Origin of the sequence: Nonomuraea mangrovi (genome assembly GCF_042681425.1) — a bacterium.
Classification (GTDB): Bacteria; Actinomycetota; Actinomycetes; order Streptosporangiales; family Streptosporangiaceae; genus Nonomuraea; species Nonomuraea mangrovi.
Genome location: NZ_JBHUFV010000024.1, coordinates 59567 through 83141 on the forward strand (window position 1 = coordinate 59567; position 23575 = coordinate 83141).

The 23575-nt window shown below is 71.3% G+C and carries 23 protein-coding genes; 4 read left to right on the forward strand and 19 right to left on the reverse strand.

Annotated elements, in window-relative coordinates; all coding sequences use genetic code 11:
• Positions 1–107 precede the first annotated feature (107 nt).
• The 8 genes from ACFSKW_RS16810 to ACFSKW_RS16845 form a co-directional block, all read right to left on the reverse strand.
• The gene (locus tag ACFSKW_RS16810; protein ID WP_379573181.1) at positions 108–1616 is read right to left on the reverse strand and encodes a PucR family transcriptional regulator; all 1509 of its coding nucleotides are present in this window, start codon (positions 1614–1616) and stop codon (positions 108–110) included.
• Positions 1613–3160, reverse strand: a complete 1548-nt coding sequence (locus ACFSKW_RS16815) for an N-acyl-D-amino-acid deacylase family protein (RefSeq protein WP_379573182.1) — start codon at positions 3158–3160, stop codon at positions 1613–1615. The genes ACFSKW_RS16810 and ACFSKW_RS16815 overlap by 4 nt, the downstream gene beginning before the upstream one ends.
• An 11-nt stretch (positions 3161–3171) precedes the next feature.
• Positions 3172–4836, reverse strand: a complete 1665-nt coding sequence (locus tag ACFSKW_RS16820) for an ABC transporter ATP-binding protein (protein WP_379573183.1) — start codon at positions 4834–4836, stop codon at positions 3172–3174.
• Positions 4823–5644 carry an ABC transporter permease gene (locus ACFSKW_RS16825; protein WP_379573184.1) on the reverse strand — a complete coding sequence of 274 codons (822 nt, stop codon included), beginning with the start codon at positions 5642–5644 and terminating at the stop codon, positions 4823–4825. Before ACFSKW_RS16825 ends, ACFSKW_RS16820 begins: the two co-directional genes overlap by 14 nt.
• Complete coding sequence (locus ACFSKW_RS16830) at positions 5641–6582, reverse strand: ABC transporter permease (protein WP_379573185.1); 942 nt, start codon at positions 6580–6582, stop codon at positions 5641–5643. Before ACFSKW_RS16830 ends, ACFSKW_RS16825 begins: the two co-directional genes overlap by 4 nt.
• 1 nt (position 6583) lies before the next feature.
• Positions 6584–8116 carry an ABC transporter substrate-binding protein gene (locus ACFSKW_RS16835; protein ID WP_379573186.1) on the reverse strand — a complete coding sequence of 511 codons (1533 nt, stop codon included), beginning with the start codon at positions 8114–8116 and terminating at the stop codon, positions 6584–6586.
• A 7-nt stretch (positions 8117–8123) separates the two neighbouring features.
• Complete coding sequence (locus ACFSKW_RS16840) at positions 8124–9590, reverse strand: serine hydrolase domain-containing protein (RefSeq protein ID WP_379573187.1); 1467 nt, start codon at positions 9588–9590, stop codon at positions 8124–8126.
• 474 nt (positions 9591–10064) lie between these two features.
• Positions 10065–10322, reverse strand: coding sequence for a hypothetical protein (locus ACFSKW_RS16845; protein ID WP_379573188.1), 258 nt, complete (start codon positions 10320–10322; stop codon positions 10065–10067).
• 242 nt (positions 10323–10564) lie between these two features.
• Here ACFSKW_RS16845 and ACFSKW_RS16850 point away from each other — a divergent pair, with 242 nt between their 5' ends.
• On the forward strand, positions 10565–11461 hold the full coding sequence (locus tag ACFSKW_RS16850; RefSeq protein ID WP_379573189.1) for an alpha/beta hydrolase: 897 nt from the start codon (positions 10565–10567) through the stop codon (positions 11459–11461).
• A gap of 30 nt (positions 11462–11491) precedes the next feature.
• Positions 11492–11995 (forward strand): hypothetical protein, encoded by a 504-nt coding sequence (locus tag ACFSKW_RS16855; RefSeq protein WP_379573190.1) that lies wholly within the window; start codon positions 11492–11494, stop codon positions 11993–11995.
• Positions 11996–12077: 82 nt separating this feature from the next.
• Here the strand turns inward: ACFSKW_RS16855 and ACFSKW_RS16860 are convergent, their stop codons facing one another.
• The 8 genes from ACFSKW_RS16860 to ACFSKW_RS16895 form a co-directional block, all read right to left on the reverse strand.
• The gene (locus ACFSKW_RS16860) at positions 12078–12782 is read right to left on the reverse strand and encodes a class I SAM-dependent methyltransferase (protein WP_379573191.1); all 705 of its coding nucleotides are present in this window, start codon (positions 12780–12782) and stop codon (positions 12078–12080) included.
• Between the two features lie 162 nt (positions 12783–12944).
• Complete coding sequence (locus ACFSKW_RS16865; protein WP_379573192.1) at positions 12945–15083, reverse strand: peptidase domain-containing ABC transporter; 2139 nt, start codon at positions 15081–15083, stop codon at positions 12945–12947.
• Positions 15084–15120: 37 nt separating this feature from the next.
• Positions 15121–15393 (reverse strand): hypothetical protein, encoded by a 273-nt coding sequence (locus ACFSKW_RS16870; protein WP_379573193.1) that lies wholly within the window; start codon positions 15391–15393, stop codon positions 15121–15123.
• Entirely contained in the window at positions 15378–16358 is a 981-nt protein-coding gene (locus ACFSKW_RS16875; RefSeq protein ID WP_379573194.1) for a TIGR04500 family putative peptide maturation system protein, read from the reverse strand. Before ACFSKW_RS16875 ends, ACFSKW_RS16870 begins: the two co-directional genes overlap by 16 nt.
• Positions 16355–17371: an MvdC/MvdD family ATP grasp protein gene (locus ACFSKW_RS16880; RefSeq protein ID WP_379573195.1), complete on the reverse strand. Its 1017-nt coding sequence runs from the start codon at positions 17369–17371 to the stop codon at positions 16355–16357. The genes ACFSKW_RS16875 and ACFSKW_RS16880 overlap by 4 nt, the downstream gene beginning before the upstream one ends.
• A 75-nt stretch (positions 17372–17446) precedes the next feature.
• On the reverse strand, positions 17447–17596 hold the full coding sequence (locus ACFSKW_RS16885) for a putative ATP-grasp target RiPP (RefSeq protein WP_379573196.1): 150 nt from the start codon (positions 17594–17596) through the stop codon (positions 17447–17449).
• Positions 17597–17720: 124 nt separating this feature from the next.
• Entirely contained in the window at positions 17721–18686 is a 966-nt protein-coding gene (locus ACFSKW_RS16890) for an MBL fold metallo-hydrolase (protein ID WP_379573197.1), read from the reverse strand.
• A 2-nt stretch (positions 18687–18688) separates the two neighbouring features.
• On the reverse strand, positions 18689–19270 hold the full coding sequence (locus ACFSKW_RS16895) for a TetR/AcrR family transcriptional regulator (RefSeq protein WP_379573198.1): 582 nt from the start codon (positions 19268–19270) through the stop codon (positions 18689–18691).
• Between the two features lie 6 nt (positions 19271–19276).
• On the opposite strand from ACFSKW_RS16895, the gene ACFSKW_RS16900 reads away from it, so the two are divergent.
• Positions 19277–19828, forward strand: coding sequence for a DinB family protein (locus ACFSKW_RS16900; protein ID WP_379573199.1), 552 nt, complete (start codon positions 19277–19279; stop codon positions 19826–19828).
• 286 nt (positions 19829–20114) lie between these two features.
• Here the strand turns inward: ACFSKW_RS16900 and ACFSKW_RS16905 are convergent, their stop codons facing one another.
• The 3 genes from ACFSKW_RS16905 to ACFSKW_RS16915 form a co-directional block, all read right to left on the reverse strand.
• A complete protein-coding gene (locus tag ACFSKW_RS16905; RefSeq protein ID WP_379573200.1) occupies positions 20115–20513 on the reverse strand; it encodes a carboxymuconolactone decarboxylase family protein in 399 nt (132 codons plus the stop codon).
• Positions 20514–20610: 97 nt separating this feature from the next.
• The gene (locus ACFSKW_RS16910) at positions 20611–21996 is read right to left on the reverse strand and encodes a DHA2 family efflux MFS transporter permease subunit (RefSeq protein ID WP_379573201.1); all 1386 of its coding nucleotides are present in this window, start codon (positions 21994–21996) and stop codon (positions 20611–20613) included.
• 24 nt (positions 21997–22020) lie between these two features.
• Positions 22021–22854 (reverse strand): SDR family oxidoreductase, encoded by an 834-nt coding sequence (locus ACFSKW_RS16915; protein ID WP_379573202.1) that lies wholly within the window; start codon positions 22852–22854, stop codon positions 22021–22023.
• A 100-nt stretch (positions 22855–22954) separates the two neighbouring features.
• On the opposite strand from ACFSKW_RS16915, the gene ACFSKW_RS16920 reads away from it, so the two are divergent.
• On the forward strand, positions 22955–23440 hold the full coding sequence (locus ACFSKW_RS16920) for a MarR family winged helix-turn-helix transcriptional regulator (RefSeq protein WP_379573203.1): 486 nt from the start codon (positions 22955–22957) through the stop codon (positions 23438–23440).
• Positions 23441–23575 lie beyond the last annotated feature (135 nt).

Here is a 23575-nt window from a genome sequence, read left to right on the forward strand (position 1 = left end):
ATCCAGAAGGTAGTAGCCGTCACAGGTGAGTCCGGTGACCGGCGCGATCATCAGGGGTGGAGCGACGGGATCACCGAGTTCATCCCGTGATGGGGGAGTTCCGGCCGTCACGCATGAGAGTCCCCGCGCAGGCGCAGCTGCAGCGCCAGGACGAGCCGGGTGTCAGGATCGTCGATGTCGATCAGCTCGCCGATGCGCCGCAGCCGGTAGCGCAACGTGTTGGGATGGAGTGAGAGCACCTCGGCGGCGCGGGGCACGTCGTAGTGCGAGGCGATCCACGCCCGCAGGCTGTGCAGGTAGTCGGTGCCGTGGCGACGGTCGTGCTCGGTCACCCGGGCGAGCGGCTCACCGGTCAGCGCGGGCAGCTCGCGCATGGCCGTGCCGACGTCGAGGAGCAGCAGCGGAGCCGCCAGGTCCTCGTGCCTGCCGATGTCTCCCCTGCCCAGGTGGCTGTAGAGCACGCGCAGCGCCGCCTCGGCCTGCCGCAGGCTCTCGGGTACGGCCACGAGCGGCACGCTCCGCCCGATTCCCGCTCGCCATCCGTCCCCGAGCCGCTCGTTGGCCTGCGCCAACGCGTCGGCGGTGATCCGGTGCAGGAGCGGCGCCCGGGAGTCGGCGGAGACGATCGCGTAGGCCCGCCCGTCCACGGCTCCTGCGGCCGCGCGGACACGGTAGGCGGCGAACGCCGAACGGAGCAGGTCGCCCGCGTAGACCGCGTCCACGGCGTGGTCACCACGGCTGATCGCCACGACCGTGACCGGCTTGCCCGCCGGCAGGCCGAACGCCGCGGCCAGTTCCTCGGTCGGCCCGAGGCCGCGCAGCAGCCTGCCGAGCTGCTCGGTCCTTCGGCGCCGTACCTCGTCGGCGTCCAGGTTGACACGGGCCAGGTGCGGTGCGGCCGCGACGGCGGCCTCGGCGAGCACCTCGGCGGCATCGGGCGCGAGCGGCCGGTCCGCCTCGACGGCCCAGATCGTGCCGAGCGCCTCGCCGCGCGCGCGTACGGCGATGGCCAGGCGGGGCAGGAACTCGCGAGGCTCGCGGCTCCAGATCGCGCCGTCGGACCGCAGGACGGCGGTGTACTCCTCGACGTGGGTCGGGTGCTCGGGCACTCTGCGGCCAAGGATGCCGTCCCTGCGCAGATCGTCGATCCGCTGGCCCTCGATGGTCGAGTAGGCGAGGATCCGCATGGCCAGGTCCTCGATCGCGACGGCCCCGCCGACCCGGGCCGCGATCTGGTTGGCCAGCGTGAACAGGTCGGCGGGCTCGCCGGGTCCGAAGGGGCCAGCGACGGCGAGCAGCGCGTCGATCAGCGTGTACAGCTGACCCCAGGACACCTCGGGCGCGGCCCTGAGCACGGCGGTCCCTGCCGAGGCCCAGCGTTCGTCGTCGGACTTCACGATGACCGCCGCGACTCCCGCCTCGACCAGCTTCGGCAGCACGTCGGCCGACGGCCTGGACGCGGCCAGCAGGACCGCGCCTTCGAGTCCGGCCGGTGGCTCGGCAGGGTCGTAGATCACCGGACCGCCGACCGGGACGTCCGTACCCCGCGGCAGGGTCACCGGCCGTACCAGCTCGGGCCCGAGGCTGTCGAGCAGAACGCCCAGCGTCGCGCTCATGATCGTCCGTGGCGCAGCACCCGCCCGTGCCTCCCTCCGGTGAACTCGCCGTCCTCGATGACCAGGTGGCCGCCGAGCAGCACATGGCGCACGCCGACCGGCCGGAGATCGGGCGCCTCGTAGGTGCCGGGGTGGTCGATGACCGAGGGGTCGAAGACGCAGACGTCGGCTGTGGCCCCTGGCCCGAGCCAGCCGCGATCGGCCAGCGCGAACTGCGTCGCGGTCGCCGAGGTGACCTTGCGAATCGCCTCCTCCAGCGGAACGACCCCGCGATCTCTGACGTATCGCCCGAGGAACACCGGGAACGTTCCGAACGTGCGCGGATGGTTCGGGCCGACCGGCGGGCCGCCGTCGGAACCGATCGCGATCAGCGGATCGGCCATGATCCGCATCACGTCGTCGTCGTGCATCGTGTGGAAGACCCCGGCCGCGCCCGGGTCCTTGATCAGCAGATCGCAGAGCGCGTCCCACGCGTCGCCGTCCCCTGCCGTCTCGGCCAGGGTACGCCCGGCGATCGACGGGTCGGTGTGGACGAGGATCCGCACGTCGTCCGGGTGGAGTTCGCGCCAGAACCCGACCCCGGTCCCGTTCGCCGGGTCCTCGGCGACCTCGCGAAAGGCCTTGCGCTGAGCCGGGTCGGCAAGCCGCGCCCGCAGCTCGGCGATGCCGCCTTCGAGGACGGCAGGCGGGAGCACGGCCGCCAGTGAGGTGCTGAAGGCCTGGTAGGGGTACTGATCGGCCCGGACGTCGACGCCGCTGAGACGTGCCTGGCGAAGCTTGTCCAGCAGCATGACCGACGAGCCGTGGACCGCCCGCCCGGACGCCTTGCAGTGCGACACCTGGAGCCGCACCCCCGCCGCCCGCGCCACCGCGATCGCCTCGTCGAGCGCGTCTGCCAGCCCCTCGCTCTCGCTCCGCATGTGCGTGGCGTAGGTCCCGTTCCACCGCCGCGCCACCAGGGCCAGAGCGATCAGTTCGTCGGTTCCCGCGTACGCGCCGGGCACGTATTCGAGTCCGCTGGAGAACCCGAAGGCCCCCGCATGGAACGCCTCCTCGGCCAGTGCCAGGAGCCGGTCCCGCCCGTCGCGCGGCAGGTCCCGGTTCAGGCCGGCGACCATGACGCGCAGCGTGTTGTGCCCGACCAGCACGGCCAGGTTGTTGGTCGTCCCGGCGGCCTCGGCGGCGTCCAGGTAGCCGCCGAACGTCGCGAAGAGGTCGTCGCCGTCGCCGAGGGGCGTGAAGTCCGAGCTCGACGGATCACCGGGGGCGCACGAGAACCCGCAGTTGCCGCAGATCTCGGTGGTGACGCCCTGGTAGAGCTTGAACGGCTGGGCGTCGGCCAGGAACGGAACCGTGTCGGAGTGGCTGTGCGGGTCCACGAACCCGGGCGCGACCGCGAGGCCGGTCACGTCGATCATCCGGCGTCCGGTGAGCCCCTGGCCGACCGCCACGAGCAGGTCCCCCGAGATCGCGACATCGGCCGTCCTGCCCGGTGTCCCGAACCCGTCGTACACCGTGCCGCCATGCAATACCAAGTCGTACATCTCTACCTTTTCTACCCTTCGAACGTGATTTCCGGGAGGGAGGCGATCAGCCGCCGGGTGTAGTCGTGCCGGGGGTCGTCGAGCACGTCCGCCGTCGGCCCGCTCTCCACCACCTGCCCGTTCAGCATGACCAGCAGCCGGTCGGTGACCTGCCGGACCACGGCCAGATCGTGCGTGATGAACAGCAGGCTCGTCCCGAGGTCGCGGTTCACCGACCGCAGCAGCGAAAGGATGTGCGCCTGCACCGACACGTCCAGGGACGCCACCGGCTCGTCGCAGATCAGCAGCGCAGGACGTACGGCGAGAGCTCGCGCGATCGCCACCCGCTGCCGTTCGCCTCCCGAAAGCCCGCCGGGCCGCCGGGTGGCGTAGGCGGCGGGCAACCCGACCAGCCGCAGCAGGTCGGAGGGGGTGGGACGATCGTCGGCCGGTCCCTGCGCGGCCGCTTCGGCCAGCGTGGTACCGATCGACCTGGCGGGGTTGAGCGAGGTGTAGGGATCCTGGAAGACGCACTGCACGAGCCGGTGCCGGGGCCGGTCCCCGGTCCCGAGCGCGATCCGCCCGCCGCTCGGCGTCACCAGCCCCAGCACGCACCGGGCGAGCGTCGTCTTGCCGGACCCCGACTCCCCGACGATCCCGACGCTCTCCCCTGCCGCGACGTCCAGGCTGACATCCCGCACGGCCCGCACGGCCCGGTAGTCCTTCCGCAGCCCGTCGACCTTCAGCAACGTCCCGCCGACAGCCTGGGGGCGCCTCTCGTCAGTGGGCGTTTCGGGCGCAGGCCGTACCGGAAGCAGACACGCGCTCTCCCGCGTGTGGGCGACGGGTCGCAGCGCGGGACGCGCCTCCCCGCACTCGGGAGCCGCCTGGTCGCAGCGCTCGAGGAAGGCGCACCGATCCTGGACGGTGTTCGCCGGAGGGACGCTGCCCGGGATTCCGGTCAGCGTGGCCAGGGTCCGCTCGGCCGACGGGAGCGCGCGCAGCAGCCCCGCGGTGTAGGGATGCGCGGGACCTGCGGCGATCTCGCGGGCGGGGCCCCGCTCGACGATCCGCCCTGCGTACATCACGGCGAGGCGGTCGCACAGCGTGAAGGCGACCCGCAGGTCGTGGGTGATGAGCAGCACGGACATGCCGCGTTCCCGCTGGATCCGGCCGAGCAGCTCCATGATCTCGTGCTGGATGGTCGCGTCCAGCGCGGTGGTCGGCTCGTCGGCGATCAGCAGCTCGGGATCGCGGGCGAGCGCGGCGGCCAGAGCGACCCGCTGCCGCATGCCGCCGGAGAGCTGGAACGGGTACCGCTTGGCCACGGTGGGATCGTCGATGCCGACCTCCCTCAGGCGTTCCCGTACGGCCCCACCGGACTCGGCGATGGTCTGGCCCGCCGTACGGAGGGGATTCAGCATGGCGAACGGGTCCTGCATGAGCAGGCTGATTCGCCGCCCGCGCACCGCGTGGAACGCCTTCTCCCCCGACAGCGCGGCATCGCGGAACCGGATGGAACCCGAGGCGGTGATACCGCGCGGCAGCAGCCCGACGACGGCGCGGGCGGTCAGTGACTTGCCGCTGCCCGACTCGCCGACCAGGCCGTAGGTCTCTCCCTGCGCGATCTCCAGGTCGACGCCGTCGACGATCAGCCTGGAGCCGTGCCGGACCCGCAGATCCTCAATCTCCAGCACGCTGCGTTCCTTTCGCGGACAGCCGGTCGAAGATCCCGTCGCCGAGCAGGGTGGCGGCGGTCGCGGCGACGGTGATCAGGATCGCGGGCGCGAGCGACGCCCACGGGTTGAGATCGAGCAGGCGGCGGTTCTCCTCGATCATCAGCCCCCAGTCGGGGGTTCCGGGCGGAAGCCCGATGCCGAGGAACGACAGCCCGGACAACGCGACGAGCGCGGCGACGAAGGTCAGCAACAGGTTGGCGAGCACGGTCGGGGCCAGGTTCGGCAGGATGTGCCGGAACATGATCCGCCCGGACCGCAGTCCCAGCGTCCTCGCGGCCTCCACGTAGGCGAGGTCGCGCTGGGCGAACACCAGGCTGCGGATGACCCGCACGTCGTTGGGGGCCGACAGCACGATCAGCGCGGCGACCGCCCACACGTAGCCGCCGCCGACCACACCCACCAGCACGACCAGGACCAGCAGGCCGGGCAGCGCGATCATCAGATCGGTGACCCGCATGAGGATCGCGTCGGTCCAGCCCCGGTAGTACCCGGCGGCCAGGCCGAGGGCCGTACCCAGGACGGTCGTCCCGACGGCGCCCACGACGGGCCCCCACAGGGCGGTCCCCGCTCCGGCCAGGAGCCGGGAGGCGATGTCCCGGCCCAGCTCGTCGGTGCCGAGCCAGTGCCCGGCCGACGGTCCTGTCGGGCCGAGATCCAGGTTCTGCGCTCCCGGGTCGTACGGCGCGACCAGCGGGCCGAACAGCGCCGCGAGCGCCGCCAGGAGCAGTACGGCGAGAGCCGAACCGAGCACGACGCGGTCTCTCATGCCTCGATCACCCCGTGCCTGACCCGGGCGTCCACGGCCAGACAGGCCAGGTCGATCAGCAGGTTCGTCACGACCACGACCGTCCCACCGAGGAGCACCAGCGCCTGCACGACCGGGATGTCCTTCTGCCCTACGGCCTGGATCAGCAGCGATCCGAGACCGGGCAGGCTGAAGACCCGCTCGACGAAGACGGCGCCCGTGAGGTTGGCCGCGAGCAGCAGCCCGCCGACGGTCAGGACCGGGAGCGAGGCGTTGCGCAGGGCGTAGCTGACCCAGATGCGGCGCCGGCCGAGCCCGCGCGCCCTGGCGAAGGTCAGGTAGTCCTGGTTCGCCAGGTCGAGCGCCGCCGCCCTGGTCTGCCGGACCACGAACGCCGCCTGCCCGGCCGCCAGCGCGATCGCGGGCAGGGTCAGGTGCGCGAGGTCACCCGACCCGTACATCGGGAACCAGCCGAGGGCCACGGCGAAGCCGTACAGCAACGCGATGCCGAGGGCGTAGGACGGGACCGACGTGGCGATCAGCGCGGCGGAGGTGATGCCCTGGTCGAGACCGCTCCCCCGCCGCATGCCCGCGATCAGCCCGGTGGGGATGGCCACGACCAGGGTGAGCCCGACCGCGTAGGCGGCCAGCCCCGCGGTGGTGGAGAACCGCTCGCCGACCACACTGCTCACAGGCTCACGGGAGTACACCGAGCTGCCGAAGTCGCCATGGACGGCGTTGCCGAGCCAGTGGCCGTACCGGACGACGAAGGGCTCGTCGAGCATGAACTCGGCGCGGATGGCGGCGCGGGTCTCCGGGGTGGAGGGCCTGCTGCCCAGCAGGGCCTGCTCGGGGCTGCCGGGGGCGACCGCGAGCAGGCCGTAGGTCAGCAGCGACAGCAGCCCGAGCAGGAGTACCGCCGCGGCGACCCTGCGGGCGAGGAACGTCACCATGGGCATGTCAGCCCGCCATGCGGATCGCGCTGAAGATGTCGAGCGTCCACGCGTTCACCTTGATGGTGAACCTCTCGTTGAGCGCGTAGGCACCGTCGAAGTAGTACAGCGGCACGTAGGGCACCTGCTCGGCGACCTCGTTGAGGATCGTGTCGACCAGCGGGATACGCGCGGGGCCCGACGTCGTGAGCATCCGGTCGAGGGCCGCGTCCAGCGCGGCGGAGCCGTACAGCGCGAAATTCCACCCCTGCGGCTCGGCGGAGGCCTGGCTGAGCAGGTCGGGCAGGACCTCACCGGGGTCGGGAGTGCCGTAGACGAGGCGGTGCAGCTGCATGCCGGCCCGGTCGTGGGACATGAGCCGCGCGCGGTAGGCGTCGGCCGGCATGGACTCGACGGTGATCCTGATGCCGATCTTGGCGAGGTCGGAGATGATCGCCTGCATGGTGAGGGCGTCCTCACTGTTCGGCGTGAAGGGGATGGTCATGGCGAAGCCGTCCGGGTACGGCGACAGCGCGAGTTCCGCCTTGGCCTTGCCGATGTCATGCGGGTAGGTGCGGGTGAGCGGGCTTCCCTTGTCGCCGTAGAGCGTCTTGAGCTGCGGGGCGGTCAGGAGCGCGGCGGCCGCGGAGCCGTGCCCGCCGGTACCGAGCCTGACCAGCGCGTCCTTGTCGATCGCGTGGGCGATGGCGCGGCGGACGTGCACGTCCTTGAGCGGGCCGTCGGTCACGTCGAACGACAGGAAGAAGATCGAGTTCGCCGGGTAGAAGCCAGTGGCGACGCCGGGGATGCCGGTCCACTTGCGGGCGTCACGGATCGGCACGTCGCTGGTCGCGTCCACGCTGCCCTGCTTGATCGCCAGGCGCAGCGCCTCCGGGTCGTTGATCGTCCTGATCTCGATTCTGGCGAGCTCGGGCTTCGGGCCCCAGTACTGGTCGTTGCGTACCAGCGTGACGCCGTCGGTGAGCGAGAACTTCGCAACCTTGTAGGGACCGGTGCCGAGCGTGCCGACCTGCGGGCTGCCCAGGTCCTTGGGGTGCGCCTCTGCCAGCTTGCGCGGCACGACCTGCCAGGCCAGCGCGGAGACGGCCAGGAAGGCGGCGGTCGGCTGGCGCAACGTGACCCGGACGCTGTTCTCGCCGGTGGCCTCCACGCTCTTGACATGCACCACGTAGCTGGCCGCCTCGGAGGCGACGTTCGGGTCCAGATGCCTTCTCAGTGAGAAGGCCACGTCGTCGGCGGTCAGCAGCGTGCCGTCGGAGAAGCGCACGCCCTTCCTGAGCTGGAAGTCGTAGACGCCCGGTTTGGTCTCCTTCCAGGACTCGGCCAGCGACGGGACGACCTGGCCGTTGCCGTCCAGGGTGACCGGCGTGTCGAGCACGGAGAACTGGGCCAGGGTCGAGGTGTCGAAGCCGTGCGCGATGTCGAAGGTGTGGACCGGGAGGGAGGTGGCCCAGACCAGCGTGTCCTTGGGCGCGGCGGCTTGGGTTGTGGCGCATCCGGTCAGCAGGAGCAGGGCCACGAGGGCCGCTATTCGTGCCATAGGGGACTCACTTCTCTTGGGGGGTGAACCGCATCCGGCGCACGCCGTGCGAGGACAGGAGCAGGTCGCCGCCCTCGAGGTAGAGGGTGACAAGCGGACCTGCCTGCCAGGCGTCGGCGGAGACGGGGGTCAGAGGGAGGGAAGGCTGTCCGGTGGTCACGAGCCGCCCGTCGGCGATCGTGAGGGTGGCGCCGATCTCGGCGTTGCGGAAGCTCCCCTCGGGAAGTCGCGCGCCCGTCGCGGGCTCCCTGCGGACCATCGTGATCTGCCGGGCAGGGATCAGCTCGGTCCCCATCATGAGGCGGCCGTCGGCGAGCCACAGCTCGGTCGCGGACTCGTCGCGCCACACGCCGTCGGCGCGGTGGGTGAACTCCTCGCCCTGGAATCTGATCCCGCCGTCGGAAAGCTCGATCTCGACGGCCGCGTCGGTGATCTCGTTGAACCAGTGCCCGGCCAGCGCCTCGGCGTCGCCCGGAGTGGCGTCCACGACCGGTTGCGGCTGGCCGGTCACGATCCTCGCGACCTTCGCGGCGATCGCCACCGGGTCGTGGCGGGACTGGTTCGACAGGAGGGAGACGCCGATCCCCGCGGACGGGACGTAGATGAGCTGGGAGCGGTACCCGGGGACGCCTCCCGCGTGACCGAACCCGTCCAGTTCGCCGATCCTGATCGGGTAGATGCCGAAGGAGTACTTGAACGCGGTGTTCTCGACGAGCTGGTCACGCAGGTCGGCGCCGAGCACCCGGCCGTCGGCCAGGAATCCGAACCAGGGGGCCAGGTCGCTGACGCTGGTGACCAGGCCGCCGTCGCCGACCGCGCTCTCCACCGTGTCGGCTCTGACCAGGCCCTTGTCGGAGTTGTAGCCCGGCGCGAACCGGGGCAGCACGGCGGTGACGTCGTCGCGGAACAGCGTGTCGTTCATGCCGAGCGGCCTGAAGATCCGCTCGGTGGCGAACTCGTTCAGCGACTGCCCGGTGATCCGCCTGATCACGGCGGCGGTCAGGACGTACCCGGTGTTGGAGTAGGAGAACGCCGTCCCAGGCTGGTAGTTGAGCGTCCGCAGCCCGGTGAACAGCTCGACGAGCCGCTCCTCGGAGCACGCGTACAGCGGAATCCCTGCCACCGTCACCAGGGAGTACCACTCCGGCAGCCCGGCGGTGTGCTGGAGGCACTGCCGTACCGTGACAGGGACGGGCAGGCTCAGCTCCGGCAGGTGGACATGGATGCCCTCGTCCAGGTCGAGCTTGCCGTCCCGCGCCAGGAGCAGCGCGGCCGCCGCGGTGAACTGCTTGCTCGCGGAGGCGATGTCGAACCGCGTCCGCGCGTCCACGGGAACGCCGAACTCCACGCAGGCCTCGCCGGCCGAGGCCGTGAACACCAGGTCCCCCTGCTCGTACACGCCCACGGCCAGTCCGGGCTCGCCGGGCCCCGCCAGGTCGGCGACCATCGCGGAAACGATCTCTGCATATCCCATGGCGGCAAGCATCACAGGGCGGTCCCGAGTTTGCCGTTGGCGTGGACGCAGAAGTCGGAGGGGGTGCCTTTGTCCGTTCGCGACATGAACCCTGTTCGTCGCGCGCGTACTGTCCCGCCATGGTCAGGCGCCGCCGCCGATCACCTGCTCGGCGACCGGCGGGGCGCCCCGCGTTTCGGAGAGCGTTCGCCCCTGCGCCCTCGTTCCGAGCTCGACCCCGAGCGCCTGGTCATTAGGCCTTCATCAGGGACGTTCCGTACAGCGTGGGTCTCGTGAAGACGGTCGGCTCGCCGAACGGTGGCGACAGATCGAGGAGTTCTTCACGCCGCCTGACGCCGGCTACCTGACGACGCTGATCACTGAGCTGAGAGGTCTGGCCCGGCGGGCACAGGCGGAAGAGCAGATGATCTATTGCTGGACGTGCGTCTAGAGACCGGAAGGTCGCCGCTGTGCCGAGCGGGCCGGTGAAGCCGGTTACTCGCCGAAGGTGATCACCATGTACCTGCCGTTGGCGTAGCTGACGACAGGGCGCTGGAGCATCTCACCCACCCGGTGGGCGACCGCCTGGAACAGCTCCACCAACTCCGGCGTGTCGGCGCTCACCCTGAACCGCCCGTTTTCGACGAGCTGCTGGGCGACGAAGGGGGCGAAGTTCGCCTCGCTCCTGACCTTCTCCTCCGTGCTGATAGGGGTGTGCAGGGGCGCGGGCTGCGTGCCGAGGGGGTGGGTCATCGCTGCTCTCCTTGTGATCGCCGGCCTCCCAGCATGCCACCCTTCGCGCCAGGCGGCCGTCCTCATGTCGAACGTCACGAGATCCGTGCTCGTCGGCGCGCCTTCCGCCACAGAGTCCGCCGACAGCCGTACGGCGAACGCCTGCGTGACAGGAGAACATGCGGCGATCGTCGCGTGATCGCGGCCGAATACCCGGCGGATGGCGGATGATCCCCGCGGAGGCTGTCGCGAGGATGGTTGTCATGGATCCCGAACTCGAAGCGTTCATCCCGTTCATCCCCCGAGCCGATCTGGCCGACCCCGCCGCCGAGCGCAGAAGCCTCGCCCAGCTGGTCGCCTCGCTTCCCGCGCCCGACACGGAGAGCCTGCAGATGGAGGACCTCATGGTCCCGGGCGACCCGGACGTGCCGGTTCGGATCTATCGGCCGAAGGAGGCGCACGGCGCCGTCGTCTGGCTGCACGGCGGCGGCTTCGTCACGGGCGACCTGGACACCGAACACCCCTGGGCGGCCCGGCTCGCCGACGCCTCGGGCGCCGTGCTGATCTCGGTGGGCTACCGGCTGGCTCCCGAGCATCCGTTCCCTGCCGCTCTGAACGACGCCTACGCCGTACTGACCTGGGCGGCCGAGCACGCCGCGGAGCTCGGCACCGAGCCGGCGAGGATCGCGGTCGGCGGGACCAGCGCGGGCGCGGGCATCGTGGCCGCCGTGTCGCTGCGGGCGCGCGACGAGCAGGGGCCGGCGATCCGGTACCAGGTGCTCAACCAGCCCGTGCTCGATGATCGGCTGGAGACGGTGTCGGCGCGGCTGTTCACCGACACGCCGCGGATGGATCGCCGGAACGTCGCCGCCGGGTGGCGGCACTATCTCGGCTCCGCGCCCGCCTCGCCGTACGCCGCCCCTGCACGGTCCGACGACCTGTCGGACCTGCCGCCCGCCTACATCGCCACGGCGGAGTTCGACCCGCTCCGCGACGAGGGCATCGCGTACGCGCTGCGCCTGCTGGAGGCGGGCGTCCCGGTCGAGCTGCACCAGTGGCCGGGGACGTTCCACGGATCGCAGGCCATCCTTTCCGCCGAGGTGTCCCAGCGGCAGTTCGCCGAACTCGCCACGGCTCTGCGCCGCGCGCTGTCCTTCTAGCGCTGTCCTCCGAGGAGTGCGGTACCGGCGGTGGCATACGAGACGTATCTGACATACGCTGCGTATGTCGCCGACACGTTCGTGCGCCGCGCCAGGGACTCCCTCCTGGCGGGGCCTACTCCGAGCGCCCTCTTGGGGGGATGCGTGAAACGACTCGTCGCACTCTTAGGTTGCCTTCTTCTCGCCGGCTCGCTGGTCGCACCCCCCGCCGCCGCCGCGGTGGGCGGTGTACGGCTCAAGCTCAGCTTCGGGTGGTGTGAATCGGCGTGCGAGATCCGCATCACCATCACGAACAACAGCCGATACGCCATCGACTGGGTGGGCGGGACCTGCCGCCTCACGGTCAACGGACGCTACGTGGGAAAGGGCGCCGTCTATCTCGGCTCCATCAAGCGCGGCCATTCCCGCAGCAGCACGTGCAACGTCGTCGATTCGCGGCTGGAAGACGCGTGGTGGGAGTACGACAGCGGCGAGGCCGCCTTCGCGACGCACGCCACCGTGAAAGCGATCCCTCACTTCCGCTACCGCCGCTGAGCGGTACGGGATGGGCGCGGGTTCCAGGGGGAAGCGCGTGGTGGATGCCATGGGGTTCCTTCCGGGTGAGAGCGGCCGGGCCTCAGGCGAGTCGCCAGGCGAGCAGTCCTTCGGGCGCGTCGGCCTGGACGAAGCCCGCCGTGACCAGCTCTTCCTCGATCGTCTCCCACACGGGACGGTAGGCCCGGCCGACGATCTCCTCCTCGCTCACCACCTTGTCATCCTCGGTGATCCGATAGAGGTAGCGGGCCTTGCACGCCTCCTCACCCGACTCGAGAATCTCCGACAGGACGGCGTAGGTGTGCCGCCCCACCCGGCGGGAGTCCAGCTCCTGGAGGGGGCGCGGCGACGGGGGGCCGCCATCGCGCCAGGTGAAGACGAGGAGTCCGCCGGGTTCCAGCTGGGCCGCGAGCACGGGCCAGAGCCTCCTGCGGTAGTCCGGCTCCAGGGCGTACATCACGTTGATCATCACCATGGCCTCGACCGGCTCGCTCAGGTCCACGCTCAGCGCGTCACAGGGAAGCACGGTCACGCGCCGCAGCAGCTCCGGGCTCGCGCTCAGCCGGGACAGCAACACCCCGCGCATGGCTGTCGAGGGTTCCAGCGCGAAGATCTCGGCCGGTGTCCAGTCGGCCAGCGACGTGGTGATCAGGCCGGTTCCCGCTCCGATCTCCAGGATGCTGCGCCGTACCCCGGCGAGCAGCGGGGGGAGCTTCTCACGGATCCCCGGCACGTGCCCGTTCTCGTGGAGCAGGTCATAGAAGGGGAGGGAGATGAAGTCCGTCACGGCCGGCAACGCTACTCCAGGGCGACGCGGGCGATCTCCTGGTTCTGGTCGCCTCCTTCGCAGGCGGGCTCGTCTCGTCGTTGGTGCTGCTCGGCATGGGCGCATCTCAAGGTGCAGGCCGCGATCCTTCGCGAACTCCAGGACCGGCACCCGTCACGCTGATCAGGCGCGTACGGCCTGGGCGGCGACGAGGCGGGCGTAGGCGCCTCGCGACGCCATCAGCTCGGCGTGGGTGCCGCGCTCGACGACGCGTCCCCCGTGGACGACCAGGATCAGGTCGGCGTCCCTGACCGTGCTCAGCCGGTGCGCGATCACGATCCTGGTCTGGGTGAGGCGGCTCAGGTTGGCCTCGATGAGCGCCTCGGTCGCGCTGTCGAGGTTGCTGGTGGCCTCGTCCAGCAGCAGGATCTTCGGCTGGGACAGGATGGCGCGGGCGAGGGCCAGCCGCTGGCGCTGTCCGCCGGACAGCCCGCCGCCGTCGGTCAGCATGGTCTCGTAGCCCATCGGCATGGCCATGATCTCCTCGTGGAGCGCGGCCAGGTGGGCCGCGGCGGCGACCCGCTCCAGCGGCGCGTCGGGGTCGTTGAGCGCGATGTTCTCCCTGATGGATCCGTTGAACAGCGAGGGGTCCTGGGTGACCACGCCGAACTGGCGGCGCAGCGTGCGCAGGTTGAGTTCACGTGCGGGGACGCCGTCGTAGCGGATCTCGCCGGCTCCCGGGGCGTACAGAGCGAGCAGCAGCCTGGCCAGCGTGCTCTTGCCGGATCCTGACGCGCCGACGAGGGCGACCTTCTGCCCTGGCCTGATGTCGACCGAGACGTCCCTGACCACCCAGGGTCCGCGCGGGTCGTGCCTGAAGCTCACGCCGCGCAGTTCGACCGCGCCGCGCAGGCGCAGGACCTCGATGCCCTCGGCCGGCTCCGGCTCGGCCGACAGGATGTCGGAGAGCCGGTCGAAGTGCGCGCCCACCTGCTGCAGGCTCTGCAGTCCCGTCATGAGCGAGCCGAGCGGGGTCAGCGCGCCGAGCGCGATCGCGTTGAGCGCGATCAGCGCGCCCACCGTGAGCTGGCCGTCGATCACCCGCCACGCGCCGAGCCAGAGCAGCCCGAGCGGCGCGATCACCCGGATGGCCGACAGCCCGGCCTCGAGCAGTCCTTTGGTGAGGCCGCTGCGCACGTCCGCGTTGAGCTGCTGGGTGAAGTGCGCCGACCACTGCGCCACCGCCCTCCGCTCGGCGCCTGACGCCTTCAGCGTCTCGATGCCGCTGATGGCCTGGATCAGGCTGCTCTGCGAGGCCGACAGCGCGTTGAGCTCCTGCTGGGCGAGCATGTTGACCCTGCGGGTGGTGGCCAGCAGCAGACCGGCCTGCAGCGCGGCGACGCCGCTCAGCGCCGCCCCGAAGGCCGGGTCCCAGACGAAGACCAGCACCAGGTAGCCCACGGCGAGCGGCCCGTCGAGCAGCGCGGCCACGACCTGCCCGGTGAGGATGTCGCGCAAGGTGGACACGCTGGCCGCCCTCGTCACCAGGTCGCCCTTGCCGCGCCTGGAGAAGTAGCGGTACGGCAGGGCCACCAGGTGCCCGACGACTCCCTCGGTCAGTTCCTGGTCGGCTCGCGCCCGTACCGCGACGAGCAACGCCGCGCGCAGGTAACCGATGACGAACTGGGCCGCCCCCGCCAGGAGTACGGCGCCGCCCAGCAGGGACAGCACCTCGACGCCGCGCGAAGGGACGATCCTGTCGATCAGCACCTGGGAGAACAGCGGCAGGGCGAGCCCCAGCAGTTGCAGCAGCAGCGACGCCCCCACGAGCTGGGCGAGCAGGCCGCGGCGGCGCCGGAAGAGCGTGCGCACGAACTCGCGCCGCCAGGCGCTCGCCATCGACGACGCGCCTCGCCTGAACCCCTCGCCAGGTTCGAAGGCGAGCAGCACCCCGGTGAACCCGGCGCCGAACTCCTCAGCGCTCAACCGGCGCCGGCCGAGCGCGGGGTCCACGATGTCGACGCGGTCGTGCGACCAGGATTCGACGACGACGAAGTGGTTGAACTCCCAGTGCGCGACGGCGGGCATCGGCACGTGCGCCAGGTCCTGCGGCGCGAGCGAAAAGGCCCGCGACTTGAGGCCGCGTTCGCGGGCCCCGTCGACCAGCGCCTTGGCGCTGAGCCCGTCCCTGCCGACCTGGAGCTCCTCGGCGATCTCGTGCAGGGCGGTGCGCTGGCCGTGATGGCACAGCACCATGGCCAGGCACGCCGCGCCGCACTCGGTCGGGGTGTTCTGCAGGAGCACGGGCAGCCGTCGCCTCACGATCCCCCTCCCAGGGTTCCAGGAGTGAACCGTCGCCTCACGATCCCGCTCCCAGCGTTCCGAGCGCCAGCGCGGTCAGCGCGACGCCGGCGGCGACCAGGAGCGCCACCACGGCCCAGAGCAGCGCGAACGAAGGACCGCTGATCACCAGAGGGACCCGGCGGGCCGCGGCACGTGCGGCGGCCCGGCCGCGCAGCGCCTCCTCCCGGTAGACACCGCGCGGGCCGACGCCGGCCGTACGCGGTCGTGGCACCCGGTAGGCCCTGGTCGGCTCGTCGGAATCGCGCGGACCGGTCACGACCAGTGCCATTCGACGGTGGCGTCGGCCCGCCGCCCTGCCAGCCAGTCGGCGAACGCGGCGCGGCCCGCGGCGGCGAGCGTCTCGGGGTCGCCGGAGACGGCGGGGGTACGGGACAGCACGGCGCCGGTCAGGAATCCGCCGTCCGGCAGCTGCACCGGCCCCACGACCGTGCCTGGCGCCGCGCCGCGCAGCGGCACGGGCAGGTCGCCCTCGAAACGCGTGCCCACGGTCACAATCGCGTCCCCGAGCTCGGCCAGCCGGCCGAACAGCTCATCGGGGGTCGCGGCGGGCACCCGCTCGCCGCCGGTGACCCACACCGCCCTGACCCGGGCGAAGTCGCCGGGCCGCGCGTCGAGTCGGGCGGCGGCCAGTTCGCCCTCCTTGTCGAGGCGGAAGCGCCGTCGCCGGGCGATCCCCGTGATGTACGCCTCGAACCGCTCCTCCGACATGCCCGCCGACTCCAGCCACGCCAGCGTCGCCGCCCTGTCGTGCAGCCCGCGCCCGCGCCGGAACTCATCCGCCGTGGCCTGCAGGTCCGCCGCGCTCACCGGGAGCGTGTCGTCCACCGCCGAGGCCAGCAGGCACTGGTCCACGATCTCCTGGTACGGCGTGGCCCCGCCGCGCGACAGCGAGCGCAGCATGGTCAGCGCCTGGGACACCGACACGTGCACGTCGTCGACCGTCACCAGGTGCCCCGCCGCCCAGTGCGTGGAGTGGTCGACCAGCCAGGGCAGGCCGTCCTCGGGCGGCGCGGTCAGCGCGACGGTGCCGCCGCGCGGATGGTCGAGGACGAGGTCGTAGTCCACCACGGGCGTGCCGGGGCGCTGGTCGACGATGAGCCGCGCCCGCACGGCCGGATGGCGCGCCGCCCACTCGGCCGCGGCCAGCCGGGCCTCGGGGACGCCCGATCTGCGCCTGGGCAGCGAGCACAACAGGTCGGCCCCGGACTCCAGGGCCGTCGCGAACGCGGTCACGAGCTCTTGTCTCCGTTCATCAGCCAGTCGGCGATCGCGTCGCTGACCGGCAGCCCCGCCCACAGCTCCACGAGTCCCCACGCGCCGTTGGAGTTCAGCTCGAGGAAGACGTGGTCGCCGCCGGGCGTGACGATCAGGTCGAGCGCGGCGTAGGTCAGCCCGACGTCGGCGACCAGCCGGGCGCAGCGCCGCGCCACCTCGGCGGGCAGGTCGTAGGGGCCGTAGGCGACCCGGTCGGTGTCGTAGTGGCGGGAGTCGTCCCTGGCCATCCGGGAGGCGGACACGTCGATCTGGGCGGCGAAGACCCGCCGTCCCACGACGATCACCCTCAGCTCGACGGACTTGTCGACGTACGGCTGCAGGATGACGGGCGCGTGCCGCAGCCGGTGCCGGGAGGTCAGGTGCCTACGCGTGATCACCGTCGTGTACGCGCGGTGCTGCGCGCCGTCGATCCGGAACGCCTCCGCGGTGAGCTGCTTGGCGACCAACCGGCCCTCGGCCGCCTCGTAGGCGTCGGCGAGTTCGGCCGGGTCGTTGGTGAACGTCGTGTCGGCGACCGTGAAGCCCAGCTCGATCGCCCGCGCCAGGTGAAAGAGCTTGTTGTGCGCCCGCAGCTCGTCGGCCCGCCGCCCCGGCAGCCACCGCGCCGGCAGCAGGCTCCACACCCCGTCCAGCATGAGCTCGGCCTGGACCGCGGCGTAGGCGCGGTGCGCCGGGTCGGCCACCGCTTCGGCCGGGGCGGGGGCGCTCGGCCGGCTCCGCCACACGGCCGTCACATCGGCCAGGTCGATCGTCCGCGCGCCGGTGTCCAGCAGGAGCCGCCGGCCGCCGGTGCCGCCGAACGCCGCGGTGATCCGGCTCTCCCGCGGGAACTCTCCCGGATCCCACCACACCACCGGCATCCCGTCGCCGTCCGCGCGGTCCTGCCCCATCAGCCGGGCTCCGCGCCGCGTGAGCGCGGCCAGCACGCGCTCGGCCGCGCCGTCCTCGCGATTGCTCAGAATCAGAATCACTGCCCGGTCCCATTCCGTGAGGTGCGGCGGAACGGGAGCACCGTTCCGCCGCACCGATCTCCCAGCGGGTGACGCCTAGATCAGCCACCACTCGTAGGGCACGTCGTCGAGGGTCCAGGCGCTGGCGACCCACTCCTTACGACGGCTACCGGCCACCTGGCCCAGCTCGGCGTCGGTCAACTCGGCGCCGCCGAAGGGCAGGTCGTCAATAGTGATCTTCGACATGATCGTTCCTTTCTCTTCACTGAGGTCCCGTGGAGGACCTCGAAAGGAAACCTAGAAACGATCACTTGGGGCTCACTTGTGCCTCAATGTGGACAGACTGGGCGTCTCGCCTCACACGGGCTGGTCAGGCCGCGCCGGAGAGCTTGGTGCCGTGCAGCCAGCGGTAGGTGAGCAGGATGTTCAACCGGTGCAGGGAGCGCATGAGCAGGGCGATCCTGTCGGCGCCGGGCGCGCTCGGTGGGAGCTCCAGGGCGTCGCGGAGCGGAATGTCCTCCATCATCCGCTCGACGGGCTTGCCCGCCTCGGACCCGGCCGACACGGCCGAGGCGAGCCGTTCCAGATAGGTCAGCAACCAGCTGATGCCGGGGTCGGCCTCGCCGTACATGCCGTGTCCGGGGACGATGACGTCGATGTCGAGGGTGGCCTTCACGGACCGCAGTGTGCGGGCGTATCCCAGGGGGTCGCCGATCAGGAGCATCGGCGTGATCCCCGCCGGTGCCAGGAAGTTGCCTCCCCAGGCGGTCCTGGTGTCGGGGACATACACGAGAGTGTCGCCCGAGCCGTTGCCGGGACCGAAGTGCCACAGTTGAACGACGCGGCCGCCGAGGTCGATCTCGCAGAACCTGTCGAACACCGCGTCGGGACCGCGCCAGGTGACGACCTCGTCCAGGACGTCGGCGTCGCCGTACATGCTGTCCCGGCGTACCTGCTTCTCGGCGGCGAGGCTGGTCATGGCGGCCTTGTTGAGCCGCGAGGAGACGATGGTGACGTCGTCGCCGAAGGCGGCGTTCCCGAAGGTGTGATCTCCGTGGTAGGTGGTGTTGGCCAGGTAGCGGATCGGCTTGTCGGTGAGCTCGGCGGCTATCTCCTGGATGCGGCGCCCGATCCCGGGGGTGATCCCCGAGTCGATCACCAGCGCCGCCTTCTCACCGATGACCAGGCCGTTGTTGTCCTTCGGCAGCTGGTTGGCCATCAGGGCGTACACGCCCTCGCCGAGCTGCTGGGGGTGGAGCTCGAGGCCGACAGGGCTGAGATCGGGAGCGATGTAACCGAGAGGCCGCTCGCGCATCTCCTCCACGACTGGAAGCATGCCTAGATCCTTTCTTCGGAGGGACCTTCTCTCCCCGATGGGGTGACGCAGGTCAGGAAGAAGGCCACGTGGTCGTCGATCGCCCGCCGGGCGGTGGCCACGTCGGCGTCGGTGGCGTCGGCGCGCAGGAAGAGGAAGCGCGGCACCTGCAGCGGTGCGAACAGTTCCCACACCAGCTGCCGGGGCGCCAGGTCGGCGCGGATCAGCCCCGCCTCCTGCCAACGGCGGAACAGGGGCTCCAGCCGGTCCTTGGCGTCCTCGATCGCCAGCGACAGCCCCCCGAGCCCGCCGGCTCCCGAGCCGTCGCGAAGCACCACGCTGGAGAACAGCCGCATCCGCGGGCTCGACCACACGGCCACCAGCCTGTCGATCAGGTCGGGCACCGCGAGCCGCGGCCCCGCCGCCGCCAGCTCCTCCACGTCGACGTCGAGGACCTCGAGCTGGGGCGGTCCCCCCTCGGCGAACAGCTCGTCGTAGATGGCCTGTTTGCCGGGGAAGTGCGCGTAGATCGCGCTGTCCCGCACGCCGATGACCTCGGCGATCTGCCAACGGGGCTCCCGGAAGGGGCGGTCAGGGTCGATCATGGAGAGATGACGAGCCCCCGCAGACGAGCCGAGATATTCACCGGAGCCGACGACGATCGCCGGTTCAGCGCACCCGCCACCGCCGACGAGCGCACCATGCTCCTCGACTTCCTGGGAGCACAGCGCGCGACCATGGAGTTGAAGTGCGCGGGCCTGGACGCGGAGTTGTCCCGGCGATCCGTGGAGCCCTCCACCCTTTCGCTGCTCGGACTGGTCCGGCACCTGGCCGACATGGAGCGCCGCTGGTTCCGGCGCGTGATGGCCGGGCACGACGCGCCGCCCCGCTTCTCCTCGAAGGCGAGCCCCGACGACGACTTCGACGGCGCGGTGCCCGATCCCGCGGTCGTCGCCGCGGCCTGGGAGGCGTGGCGCGCCGAGGTGGCGTTCGCCGACCGGTTCGTGGCCGACGCGCCCACCCTCGACATCGTGGGCGAGGACTCGTGGCGCGGGAAGGTGTCGCTGCGCTGGGTCCTCATCCACATGGTCGAGGAGTACGCCCGGCACAACGGGCACGCCGACCTGATCCGTGAGCGGATCGACGGTGCGATAGGCCTGTGAGCCCGCGCCGGGCGCCCCGAGCACGCCCTCCCCTGCGGCGACCACCCCGATGGCGCCAGGACGGGCGTCACGCCGGACGGCAGGCGCAGCGTCGTGGTCTCGATGAGCACGCAGCTCGGCGACAAGCGCTCGCTGGAGCAGGAGAAGGCCGCGGGCGACCTGATCGACCGCGCCCTCTGCGACCGCGGCTGAGCGGCGGGCTCCGCACGACCGCGGCCGATCGGGGCTCCGGACGACCGCGACCTTCCCGCGGCGACCCGCGAGCCGGCGGCGGTGGGCCGGATGGTCAGGGGGCGGTGACCGGCAGGAGGTCGCGCTCGGCGAAGACCTTCTTGGCGACGAAGGTGGCGTTGAGCGCGCGGGGCATGCCGCAGTAGACGGCGGAGTGCAGGAGAACCTCGACGATCTCCTGCGGGGTGAGGCCGACGTTGAGCGCGGCGTTGATGTGGACCTCGAGCTGGGGCTCGCAGCCGCCCAGCGCCGTGAGCGCGCCGAGCGTGACGAGCTGGCGGTCCCGCAGCGGCAGGCCGGGGCGGGTGTAGATGTCGCCGAAGGCCCAGGCGACGACCTGGTGGCCGAGCTCGGGCGAGATGTCGGCCAGAGAGTCGATGACCTTCTGGCCTGCCTCACCGTCGATCCGCCGGAGCATTGTCAGGCCGTTCTCGAACCGCTCGTCCCGGGTCATGCTTCCTCCTGGAGGGTCCTCGCCGACGTGGCCGACGCGGTGTTTTCGCTGGTGGAAGCGACATTAGGAGTTCGAGCGCGCTCCAACGCAAATCACATCAACCGTGGGGGCGAGCGTTGCGGGGCAGGAGCCGGACCAGGCCGCAGCAGACCAGGACGACGGCGGCCACCACCAGGAGGCTGCGAGCCGCGCCGCCGGCATGGGTCTGGAAGTAGACGGTCGTGACGGCGGCGGCGCCGATCGCGTTGGCCAGTTGCTGGACGGCGGCCAGGGAACCGCTGGCGCTGCCGGATTGTTCGGGGTCGATGTCGCCCATGGTGACGTCGTACACGGTGCCGAAGCAGGTGCCCATGCCGAGGCCGATGATCAGTGCGGGCAGGGCGACGACCCAGCCGTTCAGTGAGCCGGTGGAGACCAGCACGAGGGCGAGCGTGGTGCCCGCCAGAGTGATGAGCAGTCCGATGAGGATGAGCCTGCGGCCGAGCCTGCCGATGAGCCTGTGGCAGGCGACCGAGGCGATGACGATGCCGGCGGCCAGCGGCGCGAGGCCGAAGGCGGCCTGCTTGGGGCTGTAGCCCAGGGTGTGCTGCAGGTACAGCGACAGCACGTACAGCAGGCCCGAGACGGCCGCGAAGAAGGCGACGCCGAGCACGAGGCCGGAGGTGAAGCCGCGGTTGCGCAGCAGGGACGGCTCGATCAGCGGGGCGGCGGCGGTGACCTGGCGGCGGCAGAACAGGAGGAAGAAGGCGAGCCCCGCGGCCATGCTGAGCCAGGGGACGAGGGTCCAGCCGTGTGCCGAGCCGTCGATCAGGCCATAGAGCAGCCCGATCATGGTGGCGCCGAGGTAGAGGGAGCCGAGGCCGTCCAATGACGCGCCGGGCCTGCCGTCGTCCTTGGGCAGGAGCTTGACGGCGGCGATCATCGCGGCGCCGCCGAGCAGGATGTTGATGAGGAACATGGCGCGCCAGCCGAAGCTCTCGATGAGGAGTCCGGCAAGGATGGGGCCGGCGACGGCGGACAGGCCGAGGACGGGGCCGAAGACGCTGAAGACCTTGCCGAGCTGCTCGCGGGGGAAGACGGCGGACAGGATGCCGAAGCCCTGAGGGATGATCAGCGCGCCGAAGGCGCCCTGGACGAGGCGGGCGACGACGATCGCGGCCGGGGCGGGGGCCAGTCCGCAGGCGACGGAGGCGAGGGTGAAGCCGGCCAGGCCGATGAGGAACAGGTTCCGCCTGCCGTACCGGTCGCCCAGCCGGCCGCCCACGACGAGCAGGACGCCGAGGGACAGCGCGTAGCCCGCGCCGAGCCACTGGATGAGGGGCTCGCCGCCGTCCAGGTCGGCGGCGATGGTGGGGGCGGCGATGGTGGTGATGGTGGAGTCGAGCAGGTCGAGGACTTCGGCGGCCAGGATGACCGCGAGGACGGCCCAGGACCGCGCCTGCGAGGGGGCTCGCGGCGCGGCGAGGGGAGCCGGGGTGGACATGTGCGGGGGGCCTTTCGGGGAGGGTCAGAAGGCGGCGATGTTCTCGCGCGCCCACTGTTCGAAGGGACGCGCCGGGGTGCCGAGGAGGGTCTCTGTGGTGTCGGCGACGGGGGCGGGGCCTTCGGCCGCGGTCGCCCAGTAGTCGAGCAGCGAGGTCGCGACCTCGGCGGGCACGTGCTGGACGAGCTGTCGCTCCGCCTCGGCGCGGGTGATGTGCTCGACGGCGACGTCGCGGCCGAGCACGCGCGAGATGATCGCGAGCTGCTCGCGGAAGGTGAGCGACTGGGCGCCGGTGAGGACCACGGTCCTGCCGGTGAGGGTGTCGCCGGTGAAGGCCTCGACCGCGATGTCGGCGATGTCGGCGGAGTGGATGGGCGCGACGGCGGCCTCGGGGTAGGCGAGCTGGACGGGCAGCCGCCGGCGGATGACGTGGCTCCAGGCGAGGGCGTTGCCGGCGAAGGCGTCGGGGCGCAGGACGGTGGCGGTGAGGTTCGAGGCGGCCAGGGCGCGCTCGACCAGGAAGCTGGGCCTGGCCAGCCCGTTGTGCTCGGCGTCGGGCGCGAGGACCGCGGAGGAGGACAGCAGCACGATGTGCTTGACGCCGGCGGCCTCGGCGGTCCGCAGGAACTCGTCGACACCCTCGGGCTCGGGGTAGAGGAAGACCTGGCTGACGCCGTGCAGGGCCGCCTCGAAGGTGCCGGGGTCGGTGAGGACCAGCTCGACGGCCTCGACGCCCGCCGGGAGGCGCAGGTCGGCGGGGTTCTTGCTGGCGGCGCGGACGGCGTGGCCCGCGGCGTGCAGGCGGTCGAGGACGGCGCGGGCGACGCTGCCACGGGCACCGGTGACGAGAACGGTCATGACGAAGTCCTTTCGTTGATCGAAGACATGTGCATGCTGTCATGCATATAAATGTTCGTCAACACATGCCTGTCGGCCGACATGGAAGTAGGCTGGGGACATGACGAGCGAGCACACCTACACCGACGCCGAGGCCGGCGCGCTCCTGGACGCCGTCGGGCCCGCCTTCTCCAAGCTGCGCCGCACGGCCCTGCTGGAGGTGGAGAACCCGATCTCCGCCAAGGACCTGAGCAGGACCCTGGTGCTGAGGTTCGTCGAGGAAGGCGGCGACGAGGTCACAGTCGGCGCGGTCGCCGAACACCTCGCGGTCGACCCGTCGGTGGCCAGCAGGATGGTCTCCGACTGCATCTCCGCCGGCTACCTCCTGCGCGCCGCCTCGCAGCGGGACGGCAGGCGCACGATCCTGCACCTCTCCCCCGAGGGCACGGACATGATGGCCCGCTTCCGCAAGCACCAGCGCGACGCCTTCGAGTACATCACCGCCGACTGGAGCGAGCGCGACAGGCTGGATCTGGCCCGGCTCATACTCAAGTACGTCGACTCCCTCGCCGACCTGCGGGCCAGGGGGGTCGCCAGGGAGACGTGACCCGCGGGCGCGTTCCCAGGAGAACCACGGGTGACCTCGATCCGGCAGGTCACATTTCCCACATCTGCCGCACTGGGCCCTTGAAAAGGTAACTGACGGGAGTCACGCTTCGTCCACATGGAGGTAAAGATCCAC

Coding starts and splice junctions, on each gene's coding strand:
- ACFSKW_RS16900 (WP_379573199.1), top strand. CDS start 19,277: ATGACGAGCCCCCGCAGACGAGCCGAGATATTCACCGGAGCCGACGAC.
- ACFSKW_RS16825 (WP_379573184.1), bottom strand. CDS start 5,644: ATGAGAGACCGCGTCGTGCTCGGTTCGGCTCTCGCCGTACTGCTCCTG.
- ACFSKW_RS16905 (WP_379573200.1), bottom strand. CDS start 20,513: ATGACCCGGGACGAGCGGTTCGAGAACGGCCTGACAATGCTCCGGCGG.
- ACFSKW_RS16915 (WP_379573202.1), bottom strand. CDS start 22,854: ATGACCGTTCTCGTCACCGGTGCCCGTGGCAGCGTCGCCCGCGCCGTC.
- ACFSKW_RS16885 (WP_379573196.1), bottom strand. CDS start 17,596: ATGTCGAAGATCACTATTGACGACCTGCCCTTCGGCGGCGCCGAGTTG.
- ACFSKW_RS16845 (WP_379573188.1), bottom strand. CDS start 10,322: ATGACCCACCCCCTCGGCACGCAGCCCGCGCCCCTGCACACCCCTATC.
- ACFSKW_RS16830 (WP_379573185.1), bottom strand. CDS start 6,582: ATGCCCATGGTGACGTTCCTCGCCCGCAGGGTCGCCGCGGCGGTACTC.
- ACFSKW_RS16870 (WP_379573193.1), bottom strand. CDS start 15,393: ATGGCACTGGTCGTGACCGGTCCGCGCGATTCCGACGAGCCGACCAGG.
- ACFSKW_RS16910 (WP_379573201.1), bottom strand. CDS start 21,996: ATGTCCACCCCGGCTCCCCTCGCCGCGCCGCGAGCCCCCTCGCAGGCG.
- ACFSKW_RS16815 (WP_379573182.1), bottom strand. CDS start 3,160: ATGTACGACTTGGTATTGCATGGCGGCACGGTGTACGACGGGTTCGGG.
- ACFSKW_RS16890 (WP_379573197.1), bottom strand. CDS start 18,686: ATGCTTCCAGTCGTGGAGGAGATGCGCGAGCGGCCTCTCGGTTACATC.
- ACFSKW_RS16840 (WP_379573187.1), bottom strand. CDS start 9,590: ATGGGATATGCAGAGATCGTTTCCGCGATGGTCGCCGACCTGGCGGGG.
- ACFSKW_RS16835 (WP_379573186.1), bottom strand. CDS start 8,116: ATGGCACGAATAGCGGCCCTCGTGGCCCTGCTCCTGCTGACCGGATGC.
- ACFSKW_RS16895 (WP_379573198.1), bottom strand. CDS start 19,270: ATGATCGACCCTGACCGCCCCTTCCGGGAGCCCCGTTGGCAGATCGCC.
- ACFSKW_RS16810 (WP_379573181.1), bottom strand. CDS start 1,616: ATGAGCGCGACGCTGGGCGTTCTGCTCGACAGCCTCGGGCCCGAGCTG.
- ACFSKW_RS16920 (WP_379573203.1), top strand. CDS start 22,955: ATGACGAGCGAGCACACCTACACCGACGCCGAGGCCGGCGCGCTCCTG.
- ACFSKW_RS16850 (WP_379573189.1), top strand. CDS start 10,565: ATGGATCCCGAACTCGAAGCGTTCATCCCGTTCATCCCCCGAGCCGAT.